The 25,493-nt window shown below is 42.8% G+C and carries 22 protein-coding genes and 1 tRNA gene; 10 read left to right on the forward strand and 13 right to left on the reverse strand.

Going from position 1 to position 25,493, the window contains the following annotated elements:
- Nucleotides 1-3: 3 nt before the first annotated feature.
- From mshL to FN961_RS03355, 9 genes are all read right to left on the reverse strand, one after another.
- The gene (gene mshL / locus FN961_RS03305) at nt 4-1,683 is read right to left on the reverse strand and encodes a pilus (MSHA type) biogenesis protein MshL (RefSeq protein WP_143563109.1); all 1,680 of its coding nucleotides are present in this window, start codon (nt 1,681-1,683) and stop codon (nt 4-6) included.
- Nucleotides 1,670-2,020 (reverse strand): MSHA biogenesis protein MshK, encoded by a 351-nt coding sequence (locus FN961_RS03310; RefSeq protein ID WP_229814605.1) that lies wholly within the window; start codon nt 2,018-2,020, stop codon nt 1,670-1,672. Before FN961_RS03310 ends, mshL begins: the two co-directional genes overlap by 14 nt.
- Nucleotides 2,001-2,657, reverse strand: a complete 657-nt coding sequence (locus FN961_RS03315) for an MSHA biogenesis protein MshJ (RefSeq protein ID WP_143563110.1) — start codon at nt 2,655-2,657, stop codon at nt 2,001-2,003. The genes FN961_RS03310 and FN961_RS03315 overlap by 20 nt, the downstream gene beginning before the upstream one ends.
- Nucleotides 2,654-3,259 carry a PilN domain-containing protein gene (locus tag FN961_RS03320; RefSeq protein WP_185972704.1) on the reverse strand — a complete coding sequence of 202 codons (606 nt, stop codon included), beginning with the start codon at nt 3,257-3,259 and terminating at the stop codon, nt 2,654-2,656. The genes FN961_RS03315 and FN961_RS03320 overlap by 4 nt, the downstream gene beginning before the upstream one ends.
- Nucleotides 3,256-4,176, reverse strand: coding sequence for a type IV pilus biogenesis protein PilM (locus tag FN961_RS03325; RefSeq protein WP_143563111.1), 921 nt, complete (start codon nt 4,174-4,176; stop codon nt 3,256-3,258). Before FN961_RS03325 ends, FN961_RS03320 begins: the two co-directional genes overlap by 4 nt.
- 355 nt (nt 4,177-4,531) lie before the next feature.
- Nucleotides 4,532-6,445 (reverse strand): RNase E specificity factor CsrD, encoded by a 1,914-nt coding sequence (csrD, locus tag FN961_RS03330; protein ID WP_143563112.1) that lies wholly within the window; start codon nt 6,443-6,445, stop codon nt 4,532-4,534.
- A 257-nt stretch (nt 6,446-6,702) separates the two neighbouring features.
- Entirely contained in the window at nt 6,703-7,950 is a 1,248-nt protein-coding gene (locus FN961_RS03335) for a malic enzyme-like NAD(P)-binding protein (protein WP_143563113.1), read from the reverse strand.
- Between the two features lie 1,030 nt (nt 7,951-8,980).
- The gene (gene rpmE, locus FN961_RS03350) at nt 8,981-9,193 is read right to left on the reverse strand and encodes a 50S ribosomal protein L31 (RefSeq protein ID WP_143563114.1); all 213 of its coding nucleotides are present in this window, start codon (nt 9,191-9,193) and stop codon (nt 8,981-8,983) included.
- A 191-nt stretch (nt 9,194-9,384) separates the two neighbouring features.
- A complete protein-coding gene (locus FN961_RS03355) occupies nt 9,385-10,119 on the reverse strand; it encodes a FimV/HubP family polar landmark protein (protein ID WP_143563115.1) in 735 nt (244 codons plus the stop codon).
- 467 nt (nt 10,120-10,586) lie between these two features.
- On the opposite strand from FN961_RS03355, the gene priA reads away from it, so the two are divergent.
- From priA to FN961_RS03385, 6 genes are all read left to right on the forward strand, one after another.
- Entirely contained in the window at nt 10,587-12,782 is a 2,196-nt protein-coding gene (priA, locus tag FN961_RS03360; RefSeq protein WP_143563116.1) for a primosomal protein N', read from the forward strand.
- Between the two features lie 237 nt (nt 12,783-13,019).
- Nucleotides 13,020-14,765, forward strand: coding sequence for an arginine--tRNA ligase (gene argS, locus FN961_RS03365; RefSeq protein ID WP_143563117.1), 1,746 nt, complete (start codon nt 13,020-13,022; stop codon nt 14,763-14,765).
- Between the two features lie 99 nt (nt 14,766-14,864).
- Nucleotides 14,865-15,446 (forward strand): SPOR domain-containing protein, encoded by a 582-nt coding sequence (locus FN961_RS03370; protein WP_143563118.1) that lies wholly within the window; start codon nt 14,865-14,867, stop codon nt 15,444-15,446.
- A 170-nt stretch (nt 15,447-15,616) separates the two neighbouring features.
- Nucleotides 15,617-16,153 (forward strand): ATP-dependent protease subunit HslV, encoded by a 537-nt coding sequence (hslV, locus tag FN961_RS03375; protein ID WP_143563119.1) that lies wholly within the window; start codon nt 15,617-15,619, stop codon nt 16,151-16,153.
- A 45-nt stretch (nt 16,154-16,198) separates the two neighbouring features.
- Complete coding sequence (hslU, locus tag FN961_RS03380) at nt 16,199-17,524, forward strand: ATP-dependent protease ATPase subunit HslU (RefSeq protein WP_143563120.1); 1,326 nt, start codon at nt 16,199-16,201, stop codon at nt 17,522-17,524.
- 97 nt (nt 17,525-17,621) lie between these two features.
- On the forward strand, nt 17,622-18,017 hold the full coding sequence (locus tag FN961_RS03385) for a gamma-butyrobetaine hydroxylase family protein (RefSeq protein ID WP_143563121.1): 396 nt from the start codon (nt 17,622-17,624) through the stop codon (nt 18,015-18,017).
- A 117-nt stretch (nt 18,018-18,134) separates the two neighbouring features.
- On the opposite strand, the gene FN961_RS25750 is transcribed toward FN961_RS03385, so the two are convergent.
- A complete protein-coding gene (locus FN961_RS25750) occupies nt 18,135-18,305 on the reverse strand; it encodes a hypothetical protein (protein ID WP_185972705.1) in 171 nt (56 codons plus the stop codon).
- Nucleotides 18,306-18,410: 105 nt separating this feature from the next.
- On the opposite strand from FN961_RS25750, the gene FN961_RS03390 reads away from it, so the two are divergent.
- On the forward strand, nt 18,411-18,881 hold the full coding sequence (locus FN961_RS03390) for a DUF3859 domain-containing protein (RefSeq protein ID WP_143563122.1): 471 nt from the start codon (nt 18,411-18,413) through the stop codon (nt 18,879-18,881).
- Nucleotides 18,882-19,207: 326 nt separating this feature from the next.
- Here the strand turns inward: FN961_RS03390 and FN961_RS03395 are convergent.
- Together FN961_RS03395 and FN961_RS03400 are read right to left on the reverse strand one after the other, a co-directional pair.
- Nucleotides 19,208-19,298, reverse strand: a tRNA-Ser gene (locus FN961_RS03395).
- 156 nt (nt 19,299-19,454) lie between these two features.
- Nucleotides 19,455-20,657, reverse strand: a complete 1,203-nt coding sequence (locus FN961_RS03400; protein WP_143563123.1) for an aromatic amino acid transport family protein — start codon at nt 20,655-20,657, stop codon at nt 19,455-19,457.
- 392 nt (nt 20,658-21,049) lie between these two features.
- Here FN961_RS03400 and FN961_RS03405 point away from each other — a divergent pair, with 392 nt between their 5' ends.
- On the forward strand, nt 21,050-21,553 hold the full coding sequence (locus FN961_RS03405; RefSeq protein WP_143563124.1) for a TlpA family protein disulfide reductase: 504 nt from the start codon (nt 21,050-21,052) through the stop codon (nt 21,551-21,553).
- 48 nt (nt 21,554-21,601) lie between these two features.
- A complete protein-coding gene (locus tag FN961_RS03410) occupies nt 21,602-22,027 on the forward strand; it encodes a hypothetical protein (protein ID WP_143563125.1) in 426 nt (141 codons plus the stop codon).
- A gap of 11 nt (nt 22,028-22,038) precedes the next feature.
- Here the strand turns inward: FN961_RS03410 and FN961_RS03415 are convergent, their stop codons facing one another.
- On the reverse strand, nt 22,039-22,263 hold the full coding sequence (locus FN961_RS03415; RefSeq protein WP_143563126.1) for a hypothetical protein: 225 nt from the start codon (nt 22,261-22,263) through the stop codon (nt 22,039-22,041).
- 488 nt (nt 22,264-22,751) lie between these two features.
- Between FN961_RS03415 and FN961_RS03420 the strand changes: the two genes are divergently transcribed.
- The gene (locus FN961_RS03420) at nt 22,752-24,716 is read left to right on the forward strand and encodes a methyl-accepting chemotaxis protein (protein ID WP_143563127.1); all 1,965 of its coding nucleotides are present in this window, start codon (nt 22,752-22,754) and stop codon (nt 24,714-24,716) included.
- Nucleotides 24,717-25,493 lie beyond the last annotated feature (777 nt).

The following is a 25,493-nucleotide window of genomic DNA, read 5'->3' on the forward strand; positions in this document are numbered from 1 at the left end:
AATTTACTGCCCTTGTTCTGTTTCTTCTTCCGGATACCAGATATCAAGTAGATCTTTAGAACGCTTCAGCTCTTTTTTCCAAGTATCAGCTTCTACAACAGTAGGCTTAAGTAATAGGACTAATTCGGTTTTCTTTAATGATTTAGCTCGGTTAGTAAAAAGTTCACCAATCAATGGAATATCACCGAGAAGAGGCACTTTAGACACAAGATCAATATTCTCGCTCTTCATCAGGCCACCGATAACAACGACTTCACCTGTTTTTGCCTTAATCACAGTATCTGACTCTCGAATATCACTTTGAGCTAATGGCAACTCTAACTCGCTACCCGCGATCTTAATTGACTTGATCTGCTCTTTAATATTGATAACCGAAGGGTGAATATGGAGTAAAATGTTTCCTTCTCCGTCGATCTGTGGCGTCACATCTAAGGCAATACCAGAGAAAAAGGGAGTTAACTCCACTTCAGGAGTGGTCACAGGTGTAGTGCCACCTACCGTGGTAGATGAAACATTGGTGACAAAGTACTCATCCGTACCGACTTTAATGACCGCTTTTTGGTTGTTTGCCGCTGTCACTCTTGGGCTAGAAAGTACATCTACATCGCCTTGAGTATCGAGTAGGTTTATCATGGTAGTGAAATCGGCACCCGATATTTTCATCGATGTAACCCCGCCAATAGCGCTAGTGATTTGATCGCTTACGCCACCCGACGATGAAGTACCAAATGTCACATCGGTATCACCAACATGTCCGAGCACATTTTGCCACTCAATACCCTGTTGATAACCGTCAGACAGTGTCACTTCTAAAATTTTAGCTTCCAAAATCACTTGTCGCTGCAGATGAGTCTCTGCCGTTTCTAGAAATTTCTTTACCTGGCGAAGCTCGTTTGGAAACGCTCTAACGGTCACTAAACCAGCCTGCGGTGTTACGACCACTTGACGTCCGTTCCCGGTATCACCCACGATAGAAACCAAAGTTTGTTTCAGGTCACCCCAAAAGTCAGTATTGGTTGTAGAGCGAATGAAAGTGCCGTTGGTTGTGTCACTACCGCTGCCTGAATCTGAATTATTGTTGTTTGATGAGCTGGAATTATTATTGTTACTACCGCTGCTTCCACCTGAACTTGAGTCGCTGCTCTCAGATATTCGACCTGAAGTTACCGACGTCAGTGATAAACCTTGTCGCTCCATCTGCAAGTAGTTAAGCGGGAATGTTTCAGTTCGCATTCCTGCTGGATAGATACGTAAAATACGTTTTTCACGACTAATCTCATAGCCATAAATATCTTCAACAACTTGCAGCACTTCACTTAACGTCACTCCCTTTAAAGAAAGGGAGATACTGCCAATGACATCAGGGTGAACGGCAACACTCAAGCTAGTGCCTTGGATCAAGCTTGGGAAAAATACTTTTGCCTCAACATCTTTAGCTGAAACATCAAAGCGACGCTCTGTTTTGACTGAGGGGGCCAAGCCTGATAACAAGTTCTGCGAGCTAAGTTCATTCTGAACTGACTCAGGCATAACCGCAGGCGGTGGTGTTTTACTCTGATTCTTTACTGTTTCAATCGACTCATTCAACGCCGACTTTGACTCTACAGGTCTAGGTCTGTCAAAGGACTGACAAGCCACCAATAAAAACGCTAACAGAGGCGTAATTGTTTTAATCGCTGTCATGTGAATTGCTTCCCTTTGTCTCTGTTATTATTTGATACATTCTTAATTTTCGCCCATCGGCCAATGATACTGAGTTGATGCCTATGCGGGTAATTTTGACCCCTTGCACAGTGTCACCGACCACATAAATTTGGTTATTGATCAGCACATGAGAATTAGCCCCTGCACTGACAATACTATTGAGCTGTAAACCACGCTCTTTATCTGCTGTCGCGACAGACGCGACTCCCCCTCCTTTTCCCGGACGAGTAGGATCCCTTAGCGTTTCAGCTTGAACACTGGCCGTTAGTGCGAACACTAACATAGCTAAGATCCAATTAACCTTGACTTGAAACACTAATAAAATCCTTATTGATACTAACGGTGTAAAGCTCTAAAACGACGTTTGCCATTGGATATTCATCAACCTGATATGCCATTCGCTTCCAATAGAGCTTGTTTGGCATAGCTTCAATGGCTTGAATAAACTTCAAGACAGCAAAGTAGTCTCCTTGGAATGTTAAACGGATACCATGGCTATACAGGTTCATTTTCTTCTCTTCACCAATCTCCAATAACGCTATTGGCGCAATAGATCGAAACTCCTGGAGTTTTATCCCTCTCACTTGTTCAAGTAGTTTACTCAACAAGGCAGGCATATGATCGGCAGGCACCATATCCACCATTTGAAAGGAGAGTTCTTTATCTAACTCTTTACTTTTTTGCTCTAATATCACGAAGCGAGCATTGTATTCATCATTAGGGTTTTGGGCTAACCTCTGCTTATAAAGCTCGTTTTGTTGGACTGAAATCTTATTTTCAGCAACAAGCGCCTTGTTTTGTTGGGTCAATTTATTGTGCTTTAAGAGGAAGGATTCCAGCGGCAAATAACACAGAAAAGCGACTATCACAAACGCAGCCGCCGCGACCATGACGCGCTCTCGTTGGCTTAACACATCAAAACGAACGGCTAATTCCTGTAATTTCTGCTTCACTGGTTCGCCTCCGTTTGTGCTGTCGTTGTCAGAGTAAAGGAGAGAGGTTGATCATCACCGCGATTCATTGTCATTGACGCGAATGCTTGTCCTTTTAAGGTTTCCGTCATCTTGAGTCTATCCACCCAAAGAGGAACACTGTGTGCGCTGGCAGTAAAACCTTCGAATACAAAGTTATCCTCTTCTACTTGGAACCGATTTAGCCAAATACTGGCATTAGCCACTCGAGCAAGATCTTCCATCAAAGGGGAGTAACCATGACTTGTTAAAGCTTCTCTTTGGCTCAGTTCCCCCAATAACATCTGTTTGAGTTCAATCTGCTGCGCAAATAGATCAACTTTAGCAACCAATTTTGCATCTGGTTTACGCAGGGCAATTTTCGCTTCTAGATCTGTCTTTTCTCGTTCTAAACTATTTTTTGTACTCGCCAACTCAGCATGATCGGACTCTAAGCCTAAAACAAGTACATAGCTCAGCGTAGACCCAACGACACTGAGAACCAGCAATACCATTAACCCTATGGCCATCCTATTAAAGGACAATCTTAACTCAGGAGGTAAGAGTGATTCAGAATAGAGATTAATACGAGTCTTCATGGTCATGCCTGCTCTCCTGCTAGATTCAACTCATCTCGTCTCATCTCACGCCAAGCTAAACTTGCCATTTCAGCCTCAACACTCGCCACAGCAATCGCATTCACCTCTTGGTTGAAGTTTACACCCACTAATTCAGCTAACTTCTCTGTCTGGCCATTGATGAGCAACTCGATTGAAGATACGGGGGCCTGACGTAACTGACTCTCGAAGTAATCCATGGATCTCTGTAGCTCTAGACTTAAGTTATCTGCCATACCAAAACTAAGCTCTTCAGCACTAACGGCATCAATCTGGTTGAACCCTCTGACCCTCCGCTGCATATAAAGCTCACCTTGTTTAACAACCGTAAGCAACATCTCTTGCCCAGATAGGTGGCTAATAATGAGTTTTGCCTGCGGCTCTTCCAAGAACAAATTAGTCACAGCCATCTCTTCGATATTTATGCCGTTGACTTGCATCTCATGATCTTTTGCGGCCAATACCATCGCGACAGTCTTCTTCCTATCGACGATAACAACGTTTACCTTGGCTGTATTTTGTTGAGGAGGCTCAAAATAATCGATATGTACATCAGTGACGGGTTGGCTAATCATATCTTTAATCGACCATAAAAGAGCCTGCCCCATCTCTTCAGGTTCGACATTTGGCTTATCGACAACGATAAGTTGGTAGTAAGATGAACTCAACGTGATCTGCAGTTCTGCAGGACCAAAAGCCTTTTCCACATCCGTAAACAACGCCGGCCAGTTGACACCATCAAATGCAAATTCCTTTAGGTCATTTGCAGCAACTTCTCCATCCTGGCTTTCATCAAACTGATGATAAACGACAACTTTTTCTGGGCACACATAAATACCGAGTTTAAGTTTGGCATTGGATTTTTGCCAAAAAGCCAACCGGCTAAAAATACTCTTTTCCTTCATAAGGTGCCTATTATCATTTTAAATTCAGTTTACGCATATGATGCTACCATTTAAGCCATTAGCAATACAAAGAGTTACAATTGTGAACGGATATCAACATGATTAGCTAATCTTAAACTAAAGTATACAAGCAGATTATCAAATTTGTTATGCTTATTGTAACTACTAATCATATAATTTTGTAGAGAAAACAAAGAATGCAATACAAGGCATAAAGCCTAAGATAGGCTTATAACCCTAATCTCACAAGTTATAGCCAAGTTAAATACCTTGTAACAACCTTGTTATTACATTAGATGGGGTAATAAAGCTTAAATTAATAACTTTTATTTTTCACTGCGGTCAGCAAAGCTGACTAATCCTCTTCAACTGGATCGCTAAATATGCTTCCCTGTCCTGCACTCACACCAAGAATTTTCAATGTTTGCCACTCTTCAAAAGATTCAACTCCTTCAGCAAAAACTTGTACTCCTGTGCGATATAGTCCACCAATCAAGCTACGGACAAATAGTTGATTCTCTTGTCTTAGGTGGATCTGACGAACAATAGAACGGTGTAATTTAATGAAGTCGAAGTGACACTCTTTAATATATTGGGTGCTGACGACCTGCTGACCAACACGATCAACACACAGACTAGCCCCCATTTTTCTTATCATATCGAGTTTTGGGGCTAACTGTTCAATGTGGTGGACCACGATGTCTTCATTAATTTCAAAAATTAATCTTGGTGTTAGATGACGATACTCAAGCAGGGTGGTTTTCAACCAGCGAATAAAAGCTCTACTCAATAAGGTATCTAAGCTGAGGTTCACGCTGTATTTAGTCGTGGTATCATTGAGGTTAGCGAGTAGATCAAACAGCACAGCTTCTATGACTTGTCGTTCAAATTGCGGTGTTAGGCCACACTTTATCGCCATGGGAATATAGAGCGTCGCTCGAATTAAATTATCTTGGTTATCCCTAATTCGACTAGAGATCTCCATGTGATGAATTTCCCTATCACTGTCAATCACTGGCTGAGAGAAGATCACTAACCGCCGATTAACGAGCGCATATTCAAGAAAGCTTCTCCAACGCACCGAACCCTTAGCAAATTCCTCATCTACGGCTCCTTTATCATACATAAACCAGCCGCTGTTTCCCTGAAATTGAGCAGCCCTTAGAGCACGTTCGGCTTCCTCTAGCAACTGCTCTTTTGTCTCTCCGACTTTAAAATAAGCAGCGCCAATATGATAAAAGTCAGCACTACTAATTCCATCGGGAAGCTTATGGTTCAAACACACTTTCAACAGTTTCCCCGCTAACTTCTCCACATCTTTTAAGGATATCTGTGGGACAACTATCGCGAATTGGTTGTAGGAACGACGGGAAAATATACTGTTAGCCTGACTATCTAATATTTGACTAATATCATTGATTGTTTGAAGTAATATTTCATCTATTTGCTCCTCACCGATCTCCTGCAACAGCAAATCAAGGTCTTCCATCTCCAGCAGAAAAAGTACCCCTGGGGCCATCATCCCGCGATCGTTACTTAACGCATCCAATCGATTTTTTAGGAACAGTCTATTGCCTATGCCTGTTTCTGGATCGAGAAAGGTGTTCGAGCGGATAAATTGATCAAATCGAGCTCTCTGCTTCTGTGCATCATCTAACTCCAACAGCATGTGCGTCAGTGCTCGATTTATCATTCGGGGCTTACCGTGGCCTTTCTCAGCTAATGCTTGTTCATATTCATTATTAAGAATTAATTTACTACGAATAGCGAGATCTTCGATTCCTTGAAGTTGAGTAGACAACCAGAGGTAGCCAGAGCGAACAAAGAAAGCAATAAAACCAATGCCGACAATGAAGACGCTCAATGCATACCAACTAAAACTATACATTTTAAAAGGTTGAGGCAGTTTCATTGATAGGCTTAAGCCGTCATGGTGATTTAACGACTTCTCATAGTAAACAAAGCCAGATCTTTCCTTACCAGAGCTATATTCATAAAGCGTCTTTTTCCCATCTTTTAAAACTAAATGGGTCACCTTATAGGCAGAGAGTATCGGAGGAAGCCACGTATCTAAAACAGCTGAGGTGCCATCATGATCAAAATGATGCACTAGCATTGCCTCTAGTTCTGTCACTTTTTGTTGTTGAAATGTGGAGGTTAACTGCGCAAAACTGATCAAAGCTGTCAGTAAAAAAATAAAAGCTACCGCAGCCAATGAGATAAACCAGAAGCTGGTCAGTTTATTTGTTAAGAGTCGAGTTAGTTTCATTATCCGCTTCCTGCAGGATTTTATTGCTCTTATAACTAATAAGATAAGGAACCCTGAAAGCAGAGTTTATGCGAATAGAGCCCAGATTATACCAATCGGTATTGGGCCAAACTTTAAAATTTAACCATACAAACAAATAACAGCATCTACAATAATAATTTAGTACTAAGTCCAAAGTAACAAGAGGCAAAAAGGCACAGAAATGAAAAGGGCCATAAGGCCCTTTCATACATGCTTACACTCGTTTTAAGCTCAGTCTAGCTCAAGTAATTTTCAGGTAAAGACGTAATAGCAGCCACACCTGAATCTATTGCAGCTTGGGCAACGGCTCTAGCAACATTTGGCAATAAACGTGGGTCCATAGGTTTAGGGATCACATATTCAGGGCCAAACTTTAATTCAGTCACACCAGGATAAGCAGCAAGTACAGACGCAGGCACCGCTTCTCGTGCAAGTTCAGCAATGGCATACACCGCAGCAACTTTCATCTCATCATTAATTTTTGAGGCACGAACATCCAGCGCACCACGGAAAATAAACGGGAAACAAAGTACGTTGTTCACTTGATTAGGATAATCGCTGCGTCCAGTACCCATAATTAAATCTTGACGAGCCTCATGAGCCACTTCAGGCTTAATCTCTGGATCAGGATTAGAGCAAGCAAAGACAACAGGATTGTCTGCCATAAGTGCGATATCTTCAGCACTTAACACATCTGGGCCAGACAAACCTAAGAAAGCATCAGCCCCTTTAATCACATCTTGCAAAGTACGCTTATCTGTATTGTTAGCAAATAATGCCTTGTACTCATTGATGTCATCACGACGCGTGTGGATCACCCCTTTTCTGTCGAGCATATAAACATTTTCACGCTGTACGCCACACTTAACAAGCATCGTCATACAAGCAATCGCAGCTGCGCCAGCACCCATACAGACGAAGATAGCTTCATCAATTTTCTTACCTTGAATTTCAAGCGCATTAATCATGCCCGCAGTAGTCACAATCGCGGTGCCATGTTGATCATCATGAAATACAGGAACGTTACAGCGTTCAATGAGCGCCTTTTCAATCTCAAAACACTCAGGTGCTTTGATATCTTCGAGGTTAATTCCACCAAAGGTATCGGCAATCGCCTCTACAGTATTAATAAACTCTTCAGGAGTGCGGTGCTTAACTTCAATATCTGTCGCATCAATGTTAGCAAAATGCTTAAACAGCAGCGCTTTACCTTCCATAACAGGTTTAGATGCCAGCGGTCCCAAATTCCCCAAACCTAAAATGGCTGTCCCATTAGAGATAACAGCAACCGTATTTCCTTTTGCCGTATAACGGTAAGCATTATCAGGGTTAGCAGCGATTTCGCGCACAGGTTCGGCGACACCGGGGCTATAGGCTAATGCTAAATCCATACTTGTTTCGGCTGGTTTAGTCAGGCAAACGGCTGTTTTTCCTGGCACTGGAAACTCATGATAATCGAGGGCTTGTTGGCGAAAATCTGACATTGTTATAATCCTGAGAAGCGGCAAATATACTTTTAGTGAGGTCTATGGTCTTATACCAATCAATATAAGAAGTTGATCTACTCAGAGTGTTTTTTGGCAAACTAATTCAAGGCGAATTAATGACATAATGGTATTCCCTTATGAGTTCATTCAACGTAGAAGTAGGCAGCCAAAAACACTCCTTACAGGCGAGTTTTAGCGATTCTGATGCTGTGTTAACGAGCTTAACCGTAGAATAACTATGCTCTTCACTCGTTGCCTTGCCTCAGGACCGCTAAACTCTCGCTGAGCGATCAAATCTTTATACTGATTGGTATTTACACTCTTTTAATTTTTAATTGCTTTAAAAGTAGGGGCAACCAATTGTGGCTACAATACTCGAAATACCACAATTATCAACCCAGATATTAGAGAAATTCAACCAAAGGCATCGATTAAACAGCAAAGGGTTATTTTGCAAACTTAAGTCTGCTTTCTAGAAGTAAATACAACAATGTTTTTGTAGGAATAATACAACGAAGTAACAGATATCAATGGGTATACACGAAGTTAACAGTAAAAATGTTGATAAAATTACCAAACTCTTCTCTAAAGCTATTTAGATAAATCTTTTTAATCTAATTTAGGTCAATTTCACTCAGGTTAATGATTAATACCAATCAGTATAAAGATTTGATCGCTCAGCGAGAGTTTAGCGGTCATGAGGCAAGGCAACGAGTGAAGAGCATAGTCATTCTACGGTCAAGCTCGTTAACACAGCATCAGAACCGCTAAAACTCGCCTGTAAAGGAGTGTTTTTGGCTGCCTACTTCTGCGTTGAATGAACTCACAAGGGAACAACCATTATGTCATCCATTCGCCTTGAATTAGTTTGCCAAAAAACACTCTGAGTAGATCAACTTCTTATACTGATTGGTATAAAACCAAATATGAAGAGAGTAAGTAGGCAGCCAGTGATCGCAAGACAACAAAAAGGCGCCATATAGGCGCCTTTTTTAAATTCAATTCGGAAGAATTAATTAAGTAATAATTACTTCTTACCAAGTGCACCGAAGCGCTTGTTGAACTTGTCGATACGTCCACCAGTGTCAACAACTTTCTGTGTACCAGTGTAGAATGGGTGACATGCACCACATACGTCCAAATGCAGTGACTTACCAGCAGTTGAATTTACTTTGATAACGTTACCACAAGTACATGTTGCAGTGATTTCTGCATAATCAGGATGAATGCCTGCTTTCATTGGGATTACCTCTAGTTGAAGGCCATGTCGCTCTTCCAACCCGAAGTCGGACACCACATGAAGTTAATAAATTATTTAGGCGCAGAATAGTATAGTAACTAAACAAGGGATACAAGATAAATCTACACACTCCACTCAAGCGGAATATTTATCGGTATTTAGCACTCTCTATTACAGAGTAAAAAGTGTGTTTAATCCAACAGTTCCTTATACCGACTTTGCGCAACCTGTCTGTCTCTGTATTTATCTTTAACCGCATTAGACGGGCAAAAAAGTTGAACCCCCTCCTTTAAACTGTTTATATTTTGGGCATTGAATGCTTGTTGATTGGCTTCGTATATCGCGACGACACTCCCATAAGTCGTCATCTGCCACTCTTTACGGTACTGGAGCGCTATTCTCCAAAGGGTTTGTCCTGGGCTCGAATTCAATGAACAATGAATATCTGCTAGTGCTTCATCTGGCTTGCGAACCTGTAGCGGGATAGGTCTATTTTGCCCTACCTTTATCTCACTCTTTACTCTTGATGGCTCAGCATTGACCGTTAAACTGATAGGCTTCACGTCTGCTGAAAACAGAGGGAAACGTTTTACATTGCGCCATTTGTTTACCCTGTACTCTTTAATGATTAAGACAGCAGTAGGATCATTCACGTCTTCAACACCTGTTAACTGCAATAGAAATCGATTGATCGGTTCGGTCATTAAGATCTCTTCATTGTTACCTTGCTGGACAATGAACTGCATTTTTTTGTAATTAGCATCTTTTGAGACGATATTCATTTTGAATTTAGGATACTCACCTAATGTGAATTGCTGTTGGTTAATACTGACGTGGGTAATTCGTGCATGAGCATCAAGGCTGGAAAACATATAGCTTCCAACAAAGAGTATTAATGTCATCACGATCTTAAAAAAATTAGCCATAGAACCTCCACCAGCACATTAATATTCCCGAGCATCAATTCAACATCCTCTTGCTTAATCATCCCAATTTAAATGCCGGAGACAAAGTTGAACTTCACACTTTAAACTGTTTCATACCCAAATAACTCCTATAAAATGCCAACACTCTAATAATCTTGTCTTCTACAGGAGTACCGAGCTTTATCTCTTCGAGTGCTAAACGATGGTAGATGCTTGAAGTTAATAGTTGTTCTTAACTTCTACCCCCTAAATGACTCTCGATAATGACTTCTGCATTATTCTCCCTTCGTTCACTGACTTAATAAACAAGTACACCTTCATATCTATGTTGCTCCAGTTTAAACATCTAAATGACTCTGAATTGACCACCTATTTTGTACCGCTAATAGTAAGGATGATAAAGAGTAGCCCTCGCTCAACAGTCTGAGTACACTAGTCGCTAAATTTTAATAGAACTTGCCAACTTTATGCCCCTGTTTGTCGAGGTTGCCTTGCCTGTACCTATGAGGCAAACCTTCAGTTATAAAGTCCCCGAATCACTCACTGTTATCCCTAAAAATGGGATGCGAGTCAAAGTGCCATTCGGCCGTCAGCAATTAATTGGTCTGGTGACCGGCACATCTGATACCTGTGATCTAGCGCCGCATCAGATAAAGCCGCTGATAGAGCTATTGGATGAAGAGCCATTACTGCCTGATTCACTTTATAAACTGACCGCTTGGGCTGCAAGGTACTACTTCTGCAGCTTAGGGCAAATGATGTCTCAAGCCCTGCCAGTTGCTTTACGCAAAGGCGCAGAGGTGCTAGCTGAAACCAGTACATTTTGGCGAGTGACCGAGGCTGGAAGAGAGGCCTCACTCGACAGCATTAAACGTGCACCCGCACAGCGAAAAGTACTGGAACTGCTGCAGAAATCAGAGCTATCTCAAGAAGAGGTCGTCAATCTCGACTTAAGTAAGTCAGCGCTCAAAGCACTGCAAGACAGAGACTGGATAACTAAAGAGGAGCGTATCAATAAGATCGACCTCTCATGGCGAGAACATCTTGAATTAGGTGAAGAGCCATTAACCTTGAACCCAGAACAAGCCATTGCCGTCGCAGTGCTCACTCAACAAACGGGTTACCATTGTACTCTGCTCGAAGGCATTACTGGCTCAGGCAAAACTGAAGTCTACCTTGCGCTATTAGAAACCGTGTTAAAACAGGGAAAACAAGCGCTAGTCTTGGTTCCTGAAATTGGACTAACCCCGCAAACCATCAGTCGATTCAAGAGTCGATTTAAAGTAACCGTTGCCGTTATCCACTCAGGACTTACTGACAATCAAAGACTGGCCGCTTGGCGACAAGCCCGCACCGGTGAAGCCGCCATCATCATTGGCACACGCTCAGCGTTATTTACCCCAATGGCCTTTCCAGGCACAATTATTCTCGATGAAGAACATGACTCAAGCTTCAAACAACAAGAAGGCGTAGGTTATCACGCCCGAGATCTTGCCGTGATGCGTGGTCACTTAGAGAAGATCCCTGTGCTGCTCGGCACAGCAACCCCCTCATTAGAAAGCCTACAAAATGCCCTTAGTGGCCGCTATAAACATCTCGAACTTGGCCAACGCGCCGGTAATGCAGAAAAGGTGCGCCAAGGGATCATCGATATTAGCAATCAGCCATTAAAGACAGGCATCTCTCATGCATTGATCAATGAGATGCGTATTCATCTCGATGCAGGCAATCAGGTTTTACTGTTTCTTAACCGCAGAGGCTTTGCGCCCGCACTGCTATGTCACGAATGTGGACACCTACATGAATGTGATCGCTGCGATGCCTTCTTCACTGTGCATCAATCATTAGCCGAGATCCGCTGCCATCATTGTGGGAATCATTATGCTATTCCTAAGCAGTGTCATAGTTGTGGTAGCACCATGTTAATGGGCCAAGGTGTTGGCACTGAGCAACTCGCCGCTGTATTGGAAAAGGAGTTCCCTAAATACCCAGTGGTGCGTATCGACCGTGATACGACAAGTCGTAAAGGGGCGCTTGAAGGCCATCTTAATGCGATCCATAAAGGGGAATATAAGATATTGGTTGGCACACAGATGCTGGCTAAAGGACACCACTTCCCCGATGTCACCTTAGTCGGTTTACTCGATGTGGATGGCGCCCTGTTTAGTGCTGATTTCAGAGCACCGGAGCGTTTTGGACAGCTCTATACCCAAGTTTCCGGCCGTGCAGGCCGTGCCAGAAAACCCGGCACTGTATTGATGCAAACCCATCAAGCGGACAATGCCATTCTACGGGAGCTGATGCATAAAGGTTATGGCGAGTTTGCCCGTGGTCAGCTCAATGAGCGAAAACAAGCCCTACTGCCACCCGCTTGGAACATGCTATTGCTGCGCGCCGAGGCCAATCAAGCCATCGATGCCGATAACTTCCTCTCTAGCGTGGCTCAGTTACTGCCACAAAATGAAGAGTGTGAAGTCATAGGCCCGATGCCTGCACCCATGGACAAAAAAGCAGGCAAGTACCGACGCCATTTGATATTTCAGACCAAGTCACGTCAACAATTGCAGCAAGCATTTGAGATCGCACTGCCACAAATAGAAGCGCTGCCATTGGCTAAACGCTGTCGCTGGAGTATCGATAGGGATCCTCAAGACCTGCTCTAATCAAGACGACCTCAATATTGCAGTGAATGTAATCCAGAGGTCTTAACTAGCTGTTTCCAAGGCCTTCTTATTTACTTCCCTAATCAATAAAATAGCGAATAGTCTTCGGCCAACATTAAATTTTCGCTAAAAAACGCATAAATATGATTTTGATGATAGCAATTAGCTACGACAAGCGGCTAAAATATGCGGTTATCCCTAATTCTTTTCATCATTAGTAAGTGTCAATAAACGCCAATGAAATCACATATTCAATCTTTGCTCGTCCAAGCCCTAGATGCCCTTAAACAACAAGAGGTTATTCCAACTGATTTTGAGGCTCGTATTCAGGTCGACCGAACAAAAGATAAAACTCACGGTGATTTTGCAACAAACCTGGCCATGATGCTGACTAAAGTTGCACGTAAAAATCCAAGAGAAGTCGCTCAGCTCATCATCGATAGCTTGCCTGAAGATAGCCAAGTATCGAAAGTTGAGATCGCAGGTCCTGGTTTTATCAACTTTTTCATCGATGATAAGGCATTAGCAAATCAGCTTATGGCCGCGCTTAATGACGACCGTCTTGGCATTGTCTTGCCTGAACCTCAGACCGTGGTAGTTGATTACTCTTCACCAAACCTCGCCAAAGAGATGCACGTAGGTCACCTACGCTCAACCGTTATCGGTGACAGTGTGGTACGCGCACTTGAGTTCCAAGGTCACAAGGTGATCCGTCAAAACCACGTAGGCGATTGGGGGACTCAATTTGGTATGCTACTGGCTTATATGGAGGAGCTACGTACCCAGAATGGTGAGCAGACTCAGATGGTACTGTCTGATCTTGAAACCTTCTACCGTGCCGCTAAAGTTCGCTTCGATGAATCTGAAGAGTTTGCTACACGTGCCCGTAAGCTAGTAGTAGAGCTTCAATCAGGTGATGAGTACTGCAACAAACTATGGCGTGAATTTAACGACATTTCACTGAGCCATTGCCACGATGTATATGAGCGCCTAGGTGTGAGCCTGACTCGCGCTGATGTGCGTGGTGAAAGTACGTATAACGACGATCTCGCACAAGTGGTTATCGATCTAGATACCCAAGGCTTATTGTCAGAAAGCAATGGCGCTAAAGTGGTATTCCAAGACGAATTCAAAACTAAAGAAGGTGAGCCTCTACCGGTCATCATCCAAAAAGCAGACGGTGGTTACCTATACGCAACCAGCGATCTCGCCGCCATGCGTTACCGCGCTAATGTATTGAAAGCCGATCGGGTGCTTTACTTTGTGGATCTACGTCAAGCACTGCATTTCCAGCAAGTATTTAATCTTGCTCGTAAAGCGCAGTTTATTGACGACAGTATAAGCCTTGAGCATATGGGCTTTGGTACCATGAATGGTGCTGATGGCCGTCCATTTAAGACTCGTTCAGGTGGCGTAGTTAAGTTAGTCGATCTGCTTACAGAAGCCGACACCCGTGCACTCGAATTAGTACGCAGTAAGAACCCTGATATGGATGAAGACGAACTGGTTAAAATCGCCAAAGTCGTCGGCATCAGCTCAGTTAAATATGCTGACCTATCTAAAAACCGTGCCAGTGACTACATCTTTAGCTTTGAGCAGATGTTGAGCTTTGAAGGTAACACAGCCCCTTATCTACTTTATGCATACACCCGCGTTGCAGGCATCTTTAAACGTGCCGCTGACGTTGATCTAACGGGTGCACGCATTCAGTTAGATCATGATAAAGAGAAAGAGCTAGGCACTAAGCTTGCTCAATTTGGTGAAGTGGTTTCACGCATGGTCACTAAAGGTCAGCCTCATGCTTTATGTGGTTACCTCTTCGAACTTGCTGGCGCATTCTCTAGCTTCTATGAAGCTTGCCCTGTGCTTGCTGCCGATAACGAAGAGCAGAAAAAGAGTCGTTTATTATTGGCTAAGCTTACCGCTAAGACACTAAAACAGGGCTTAAACCTACTCGGTATTGAAACCCTAGAGCGTATGTAATCAATATAAACTGTCAATACCGAGGTCTAGCCTCGGTATTGACAGTTTACTAGGAAAGAAACACCCGTACGGACCTTAAAGAAACGGTATATTAATCTAATGAGCAATCGCGACTACGCCAATAGAAAACCAACTAAAGGCAAGGCAAAATCCACACGCAGAAAGAGCCAAGCGCCAGCTCCAAGACGCTTCCCCTTGCTCTTATTACTTGTCACTATCGGCCTTGTCGGTGGATTCTGCTACTTTTTATGGAGCATCAATGACAGTAGCACAGACGACACTGAACCAGCCGCTGTTGTAGATAAACCTAAAAAGCCTGTCGTGAATAAAGATCCAAATGCACTGCCTCCAAAACCTAAGGAGCAGTGGACCTATCAGCAAGAATTAGAAAACAAGCAAGTCGAAGTCGACATTCCTGATGCCGAAAAAGCAAAACCATCGCGTCCTTACCAGATGCAGTGCGGTTCTTTCAGGACCCTCTCTCAAGCCGAAGAGATGAAAGCGGTTATCGCTTTCCAAGGCCTATCGGCCAGTATCAAAAAAGTAAAAGGTACCACCGGCGATTGGCATAAGGTGAGTCTTGGCCCATACGATAGCAAACGCCAAGTAGAGAGAGAGCGTCATATATTACAAAAAGCAGGCATAAATGGCTGCATCATCTTGTTTTGGGAAGGCGCTTAAAACAGGAATAAATACTGTTAGCCCAAATGAAAGCCTTCGAAGACAAGACTTTGTCACTTCGAGGGCGTTCTTTTCACCTCTTATCCTTGATATTTATCTCCCCTCCCCCCATATCTCTTGTATCACCCACTGACGAGCATAATTCGTCAGTTTGAGAAGAGGATTCATTCGTGACCACAATCGTATCAGTTCGCCGTAATAACCAGGTCGTTATCGCTGGAGATGGCCAAGTTTCTCTTGGTAATACCGTGATGAAAAGTAACGCTAAGAAAGTACGTCGCCTTTACCACAATAAAGTATTGGCTGGTTTTGCCGGTGGTACTGCAGACGCTTTCACCTTATTCGAGCGCTTCGAAGCCAAATTAGAGATGCATCAGGGACACCTGATGAAAGCGGCTGTAGAGATGGCCAAAGACTGGCGCAGCGACAAAATGCTACGTAAATTAGAAGCTTTACTTGCCGTAGCCGACGACACGTGTTCATTGATCATTACTGGTAACGGCGATGTCGTTCAGCCAGAAAACGATCTTATTGCGATAGGTTCCGGTGGCAACTTTGCCCAGTCTGCTGCAATAGCATTACTAGAAAATACTGAATTGAGTGCCTTAGAGATAGCCGAAAAATCACTAACGATTGCCGGTGGGATCTGCGTGTTCACCAACCAGTTCAAAACCATCGAAGAATTAAATTACGAACCTAAAGCCTAGACTAAGCTTTAGTTCAAAACTGATGCTAATGCATGAGGAAAGAATATGTCTGAAATGACCCCACGTGAGATTGTCCATGAATTAGACACTCACATTATCGGCCAACATAATGCGAAACGTTCAGTGGCCATTGCCCTGCGTAATCGCTGGCGCCGTATGCAACTTGATGCAGATTTTCGTCAAGAAGTAACCCCAAAGAATATCTTAATGATCGGCCCAACCGGTGTGGGTAAAACCGAAATAGCACGACGTTTAGCTAAGTTAGCTAAAGCGCCGTTTATCAAGGTCGAAGCAACTAAGTTCACTGAAGTCGGTTATGTGGGGAAAGAAGTTGAGCAGATCATCCGTGATCTGACTGATTCAGCCATCAAGATGACTCGTGAAGAGCAGATGAAAAAGTGCAAATTCAGAGCTGAAGAAGCGGCTGAAGAGCGCATTCTCGACGCCCTGTTGCCTAAGCCAAAAGAAGATTGGGATAACGAAAGCAAAGATGACTCAGCAACTCGTCAAGTGTTTCGCAAAAAACTACGCGAAGGCCAACTAGATGATAAAGAGATTGAAATTGACGTCTCAGCTCCTCAAGTCGGCATAGAGATCATGTCTCCTCCAGGCATGGAAGAGATGACTAACCAGCTTCAGAGCATGTTCCAAAACATGGGACCTGGAGCAAGTAAGCGCCGCAAGATGCCAATCAAAGAAGCCTACAAGCTGATGATTGAAGAGGAAGCGGCTAAACTGGTTAATCAAGATGATCTTAAAGAACAAGCTATCGAGTTGGTTGAGCAGCACGGTATCGTCTTCTTAGATGAAATCGACAAGATCTGTAAGCGCGGTGAGTCCTCAGGTCCTGATGTCTCTCGTGAAGGTGTACAGCGTGACTTGCTTCCTCTTGTTGAAGGTTGCACAGTCAATACTAAGCACGGCATGGTCAAAACTGATCATATCCTGTTTATCGCTTCTGGCGCGTTTCAGATGTCTAAACCATCGGATCTTATCCCTGAACTTCAAGGACGACTCCCAATTCGCGTAGAACTCGACGCCTTAACGGCTGATGACTTCAAACGCATCTTAACCGAGCCACACGCTTCGCTAACCGAGCAACATGTCGCGTTAATGGGGACTGAAGGCGTTACTATTTCGTTTACCGAAGATGGTATCGAGAGCATAGCTCAAGCAGCATGGCAGGTGAACGAGCGTACCGAAAACATCGGTGCACGTCGTCTACATACTGTAATGGAAAAACTAACAGAAGAGCTTTCTTACGAGGCTTCAGATAAATCTGGCAGCAGCTTCGTTATCGATGCTAAATATGTGAGCGACCATTTAGATAACTTAGTTCAAGATGAAGATCTGAGCCGCTTTATTCTTTAAAGCTCTTGTTAAATCTAAACTGAACTAAAACAATGCCGAGTAAGGAGTGTAAACGACTAGCTCGGCATTATATTATTAGCGATTATGGGTAACCAATATGACCACCTCTTCCGCTTCGCCGATGGTGACAAACCTTAAGCTTAAACGTAAATCACGTATTCTCGAAATCAGCTTCGATACCGGTGAAACGCACCAACTAAGTTGTGAGATGCTGCGCGTCTACTCTCCTTCAGCAGAGGTTCATGGCCACGGTAATCCAGTCTTAGTCACTCATAAAAAAAACGTCAACATTAACGCGTTAGATGCCGTAGGCAACTACGCCGTAAAAATCACTTTCGACGATGGCCATAATACCGGACTATTTTCATGGAAAGTGCTGCATGATCTCGCGACTAACCAAGTCGATTTATGGGAAAACTACCTAGCACGATTACGCGCAGCAAAAGCCAGCCGCGAGCCTCTTATCGACATGGCAGTGAAATACCACACATAAAGCTATACACAAACTGAATTGGCTTCGAGAAAGCGGAAAACTGAAAGCTGTTACCCTTATAACCTAACTTTTCTCGTTGCCACGCAGTGGCATTTAAATAGCGGATGCAATCCGGTATTAATCCTTCTTCTCTAAAGTCAGCTCTAACACCTTACTGTCACCAGCAAACCATTTCTGCACATAAATGGTGCCCATAATAGGCGCTTGACCTGACTCAGGCACTTCTTGATAACGTACACTGTTCTTCGTCTCTTTCTCATATTCAAACTTTACAGTCTTCTTTGACATCTCAGCTCTCTTCTTAAAAAATTGCCAATATCCATTGGCATAACAATATTGCTAAAATAACACTTTCCGCACGAACAGACTCAAGAAAACAGCAGGTTTACCATTATGTCTAAGCTCAAATTTGATGTCAGTGTCATTTACAGTGGAATCTTCACTAAATGGGATGTAGAGAGCAACGCATTACCTAGGCTGCTGAAATCGACAGTTCATATCCCCGCAGAGATAGATATTGAGTTTGGTTTTATCGCACACATCAAGAAAGCTAAAAACCAAAAGCTCAGATACTGCATCTACCATCCAGATATACCCGATGAGAACGACATCATTCGTCCTCCATTCGATGGTGAGCTTTACGTGGAGAGTAATGATTGGAAATTCTTCATCGGAGACACCATCTGGGCGCCTCTGCACAATAAAGTCGGTAATTGGCGCATGACTTTAGAGCTAAAAGGGAGAGTGATTGCAGAAAAAACCTTTAAAATCTACCTGCCCGATGATCTGCCTTTCACTGAAAAATACAACACTACACAAGATGAGCAGAAGATAGCGGCCTTTTGGAAGAAACGAGGGCTTTAGACTTTATCTGAATGTCCCGCTGGGGTAGCGGACTTAAATAATAGGAACCCAGGGTTCTTTCTTTTTTAAATACGAAAAAACCCCTAACATTTCTGCTAGGGGCTTCATCTTAAATATGGCGGAGGGATAGCTTATTTAAACAAATAGGAACCCTAGGGTTCAAGTATCTATCTTAAACGAAAAAAGGCTACTCTTTCGAGTAGCCTTTCATCTTGAATGTGGCGGAGGGATAGGGATTTGAACCCTACATATGTACGCTATAAACCCATTAGGTTGTACATACGAAAAAGCCCCTAACATTTCTGCTAGGGGCTTCATCTTAAATATGGCGGAGGGATAGGGATTTGAACCCTAGATGGGCTATAAACCCATGCCGGTTTTCAAGACCGGTGCATTCGACCACTCTGCCATCCCTCCGAACGACGCTGATAATAGGGATTATTGAGTTCAATGTAAAGTGCAACTTGCGTTAACCGTCTAAAAAACAGACCATAATTGCAATTAAATACTCAACAGAACAATTAACACCCTAATTGATTCTAAAACCACCTCAAATACGATGTAAATAAACCGCTAGCCTACAGCGGGTAGCAAGTCAGCCATCTGTAATAATTGCACTAACATGATTAACACCCCCGCGAAAGTGACAATAACAAGCCCAGTATTTCCCCCTTTCACTCTGTATCCATCAACGCCTTGTTGTTTACGTTGTGCAGCAACCATAGCAACGGGCAAGAAGATGGCGAGAACAACTAGCGCAAATGCAGCATAGCCTAATGCAGTTATAAACCCTTGTGGGTAAAACATCGCAAACCCGAGCGGTGGAACAAACGTCACGATAGCGACTTGAACTCTATGGCCAGCCGTTGCTTTGCGCTTTAGCAAATCAGACAAAAAATCATAAAGACCTAAACTCACGCCAAGAAAGGAGGTGGCTAACGCCAGATCCGCAAAAATAGAGACGGTATTCGCTATTATAGGATCATGAAGTAAACGGCTTAATGACCCAATAAAGCCATTGAGACTCTGACTGTTCATCAAATCGCCCTGACTCAACACCCCTTGGCTTGCCACTAACCACAACAGATAAATAAACAGAGGTAAGGCAGAACCAACCACTATGGTCCATCTTAACGTTTTAGTATCTTTACCTAAATATCGTACTATCGAAGGAATTGAGCCATGAAAACCAAAAGAGGTAAAAATAACTGGCAACGAAGCTAACACTAACCCTTGGTGGACGGGTAACTCGACTAAATTACTCACAGAGACATGGGGCAGCAGCAGAAACAACATCACAGCTAAAGCAATCAGTTTTAGCGAGAATAGCGTTCGGTTTATCATATCAACCGAGTGAGTTCCAATAGCCACAACTGTGCCAATGAGCACTGTGAACAGTATCGCACCTAACTGCATCGGAATATCAAGTTCAAACCAGTTGGTCAGTTTTGAGTGGAGTTGCTCTCCACCACCAGCTATATACGCAGCACACAACGCATAAAACAAAAACATCATGGAGATACTGGCGACCACCTGCCCTTTGCGGCCTAACAGCTTATAAGCCAAGGTATGCAAGGTCGCATCGGTGGGTGCAAACTGATGCACTTCTATCATCAATAACGCGGTGTAGGTCATTAATGACCAGATAAGCAACATAATCACACTGGCAACGCCAAAGCCCAGTCCTGACGAAGCCAACGGGAGGGCTAACATACCCGCACCAATGGTCGTGCCAGCAATAATCAGCATGCTGCCAAATATTTTACTTTTATTCATCTAAGGGATCCAAATTGAAAAGAGGGATTCGAAGCAGGTGTTCTACCTATTTCAGTACTAAGAACGAAATAGCCACAATGGGGTGATTTAGGTATGACTTGATTTACCTTTATCTACGCCACTATGGCTGTAGATAACTTGTCTTTACATTAACTAACAACACGTAAACCGCCCTGTAGGATCGAATAAATGGAGCACGGAGTTGCTGGATAAACCAAGGAACAGATCCAAGCAAACTGAATAAGCCCATACGATAAGGTGAAGCCTAAAAAGTGTCAATCTTAATGACTCTTTAGCTTACACTCTGCCATCAATCTATTTTCACTATTCGTTATACATAGACGGACTTCTTTGATAGCTTAATCTGACTACTTTCAAAAGAATGGACACTAATGAAACTGCTCACCGCAATTAGTTTGCTCTTTATAACCCTATTGATTACTGGCTGTGCAACCTCCTCTATTGAGCAAGAGACTCACACTGAATATCAAACCTATGTCCAAACTGGCGAGCTTTCTCCAGTCACTCTATTTACCGATACTCAGGGCAATCGGATAAATTTAAACTCATCTCAGAATGCCAAATTACTGGTTTTATTTGCCACCTGGTGCCCTGATTCCCAAAGAGCCATGAATGCCCTTAAAGGATCAGATCTAAATCTTGATCCTAACCTTGATATCATCGGCATTGGTCGTGAAGAGAATAAAGAAGCGTTAGATAAATTTGCTGCCGAATATGAGATCAACTTTCCTCTAATTGCCGACAAAGACAGAAGTATCTATGCCAAATTTGCCAATGCAGGGATCCCTCGACTCATTCTGCTAGATAAAGATAATCAAATAGTGAAAACCATTATTGCCGAAGGTGAAAACCCATTAATGGAAGTTCAGTGGTAAGGCCTATAAAACCTACAGGTTTAAACGTCAAATTTTAAAGGATTGAATATGAAAGGTGCAGGTGGAACATCAGGTGGTATTGGTCAATTTTTCTTAGGATTAATTATGATGTGTGGTGGCTTTTACATGCTACTCAATGCCATAAAAGTTAGCAGTTCTTTTGGTATGGGGAGCCATCTTTATCGATTCTCTAACTTTGGCGGATTTAGCCTTACTAGCGGCATGATCATGATCCCATTTATTTTTGGTGTTGGCATCATGTTTTACAACTATAGAAATATCCTTGGTTGGGTACTCACTTTTGGATCGCTCGTTGCACTAATTTTTGGTGTGATAAGCTCAATTCAGTTCCGATTTACCCATATGAGTGCCTTTGACCTCATCGTGATTTTAGTGCTTAGCGTTGGTGGTCTCGGACTTTTCCTCCGCTCATTCAAAGCGATTGAACAAGCCTATCCAGACCCGTCAAAATAAGTTGGAATAACTTAATGACCAACCTGTATCGACAGCGGACATGTCTGGTTGCTAAAGAGTACCTTAAAATGAATTTGGTTCATGGTGCGGTACTCGCAGATCAGTACCGTTCCATCGACTTCTGATTTAACTAAATTTGCTGTCACTGCGGTTTGACTTGAAGCGAATGCTACGCCGATAGAAAGGAGAGATAAGCAGGTTAAAAGCATTGTTTTTTGTATCATCTTTTTTATCATTCAGTTATTCCTATGTGCTTGTAACGCAGTAAAATTCTGCATATCGTTACTCTACCAGCACGAGCTGAACCTCCACTTAACAAGACGTTAGCTATATTCTCTACACTATAAAGTTTTATCACCTCCCCAAAACCTAAGTAACTCACAGCTCCATGTTTATATTGTTTGTGAAAGTGAAACGGTGGCAAAGAGAACCTAGAGACTTGAGAAGTGATGTTCCAGCTTCAAAGATGCAATAAAAGTGACTAATCAACAAATATAAAAAGGAAAACTTGCAAATATTCACTTTAAAGTCCGAAACCAAGAAGTGAATAACACTACAAAACAAAAACAAATTGGCGATTTCACTGAAACGTTGACCCCACAACAGTTCAAACACTCATCGAAAGTATGAATACCCAGATAATTCAATTTATATGTAACCTAACATTTCCCCAAGCACTAAAGTTTGCTATACCTAACTAAAGCCTCTAAAAAATTATATTATTATGCAACTTTTATCCAATATCTCTGTAGCTAAAAAACTTTCAATAGCACCTATAGTATTGGGGCTTATTCTTATTCTCATTACTGGGATAGGCATTAATGCGCTCAACAATCTAGCGTATCAGATGCATCAGATCACATTCGATTTAGCTCCGGATACTGAGCTAGCAGCAGACATCACCAGCAGCCTATATCGACTTAGGCTTACCGTGAAAAATTATGTAAAAACCGGTGATGACAAATGGGTTTCACAGTTCCAAACTCAGAGTGAAAATTGGCAATTAGCGCTTGATAAAGCTTTTCTCGAAATTAAAAATCCCCAGCGCGTCGGCATGCTCAATGAAATAAAAAGTAACAAAGAGATCTACGTCAATACTTTCAATAATATCGTGGTAAATAACCAGCAGAAGCGTAATAAAGCCGTTACCGAGACTCTTAATACTAGAGGGCCTGAAATCGAACGAGGCTTAACTAAGATTATGCAATCGGCTAATAGTGATGGCGACATACAAGCTGCATTTTTGGCAGGAACAGCTATTCGAAACTTACTATTAGGTCGACTTTATGTGTCTAAATTCTTAGTTGAGAATCAACAATCTCAAGTGGATAGATTCAACCAAGAATTAGTTGATACAACCAAACAAATAGATACCTTGCTTGCTAATTTAGAAAATCCGATTCGACGCAATCTTGCTACAGAAGCAAAATCAGACATATCAAGCTATACACAAGTCGCTAACGAAGTATCCAGTTATATCAGTGCACGTAATGCAGGTATAAAAACCTTAGATACCATCGGCCCTCTCGTTGCCAAAGAGTTAGATGAACTTAGAAGTTCAATTTCAGATGCAATGAGTGCAGCTTCGACAGCAGCAGATGATTCTCAACAAGCCTCTTCAAGCCTGCTCCTAACCGTTGCCGCTATCGCCATCATATTCGGCTTATTAATCGCCTACGTAATATCAAAAGCCATTCTCTTGAGCTTAAACTCAATGAATAAAGTTTTTGCTGATATTGCTCAAGGTGAAGGTGATCTCACCAAACGTATCCCTGTTACAGGTAAAGATGAGCTCTCTCACCTTGCGGCAAGCTTCAACTTATTTGCAGAAAAAATACTGCATACTGTTACCGAAGTCAGCAACTCCACAGAACAACTGCAAACAGCCTCTGACGCCTTAACTCTAAAAGCTAAAGAGACACAAAATGGAGTAAGCCAACAGCAATCTCAAGCCCAACTAGCAGCCGCCGCGATGACGGAGATGTCCGCCAGTGCCTCAGAAGTCAGTGCTAGTGCCAATCAGGCCAATGAGCTTTCCAGTAATGCATTAAGTACTGCAAGTAATGGACGTGAAGTCGTCGTCAATGCGGTATCAAGTATGAGTGCCCTCTCGACTCAGCTAACTGATTCATCTGGAATTATCGAAAACCTACGTAAAGACAGTGAGCAGATTGGTACTGTACTCGATGTGATTCGCAGTATCGCAGAGCAAACTAACCTGCTTGCTCTGAATGCCGCGATTGAAGCAGCCCGCGCTGGCGAACAAGGAAGAGGCTTTGCCGTGGTGGCGGATGAAGTACGCTCTTTAGCTTCAAGAACTCAAGAATCAACAGAAGAGATTCAAACAATCATACAAACACTACAACAACGTTCTGAGAGCGCCTTTAACGCCATGGCTGAAAGTTGTGCTAGCGCAGAGTCTACTGCTGGGCTAGTTCAATCTACCGAGCAGTCTCTGGCACAAATAGCCGAGTTTATGGACGAGATTAACAACTCCATTGCCCACATCTCTGAAGCTGCCGGACAGCAAGCAACGGTATCTGATGAAGTCAGTCAAAATGTAAATGCAGTGTCTGAAATTTCAGAGGCAACTTACGAGCAAACTGAAGAAACTAGCAGGTCAGCTGAACAACTCTCTTTGCTCGGTGATAGCCTAGCCAAGACAGTGAGCCAATTTAAAATTAGCTAACCGAGCCTATAATCTAATATGACCCAAAAGCGTGCTAAGGCACGCTTTTTTACTTTGTATCGAGCCATAAAGAAAGGGAGCCAATCAGTATAAGAAAGCGATCTACTCAGCGTATTTTGGCAAACTAATTCCAGGCTCAAATAATAAGATACTTGCTCCCTTGAAAGTTGATTTTATCCAGCAATAGGCAAGCTAAAAGGCAAGTGTTAACTCATCCAGTACTGTGTTAACGAGCACAAACCTAGTTCAACACCCTGTTGTCACTCGTTGCAATCAACCTGCTCTTGTGTGCTTCCAACATATTCAAGGCATCTCCTCCGCTAATCCATAGGCAATATGAGAAATATCGTTATAGTGTAAAGACGCTAAAGCAGCAGAGGTAAGACGTTGCGAATACTATGAATGCTCAACTATAGGGCTTATACCAATCAGTATAAAGATTTGATCGCTCAGCGAGAGTTTAGCGGTACTGAGGCAAGACAGCGAGTGAAGAGGATAGTTATTCTATGGTTAAGCTCGTTAACACAGCATCAGAATCGCTAAAACTCGCCTGTAAGGAGTGTTTTTGACTTTCTACTTCTGTGTTGAATAAACTCATAAGGGAACAACCATTATGTCATTCATTCGCCTTGAATTAGCTTGCCAAAAAACACTCTGAGTCTGAGGGATCCCCTCGAATTTAATAGCATGCTTGTGGCTCCAGAATTAAGCCTTGTAGTGTTTTAATGGCTGTTCGCCAATGCGACCTCAGTAGCTTCAATTTCCTATCTTTATATG

The organism is Shewanella hanedai, assembly GCF_007197645.1.
GTDB classification, from domain to species: domain Bacteria; phylum Pseudomonadota; class Gammaproteobacteria; order Enterobacterales; family Shewanellaceae; genus Shewanella; species Shewanella hanedai.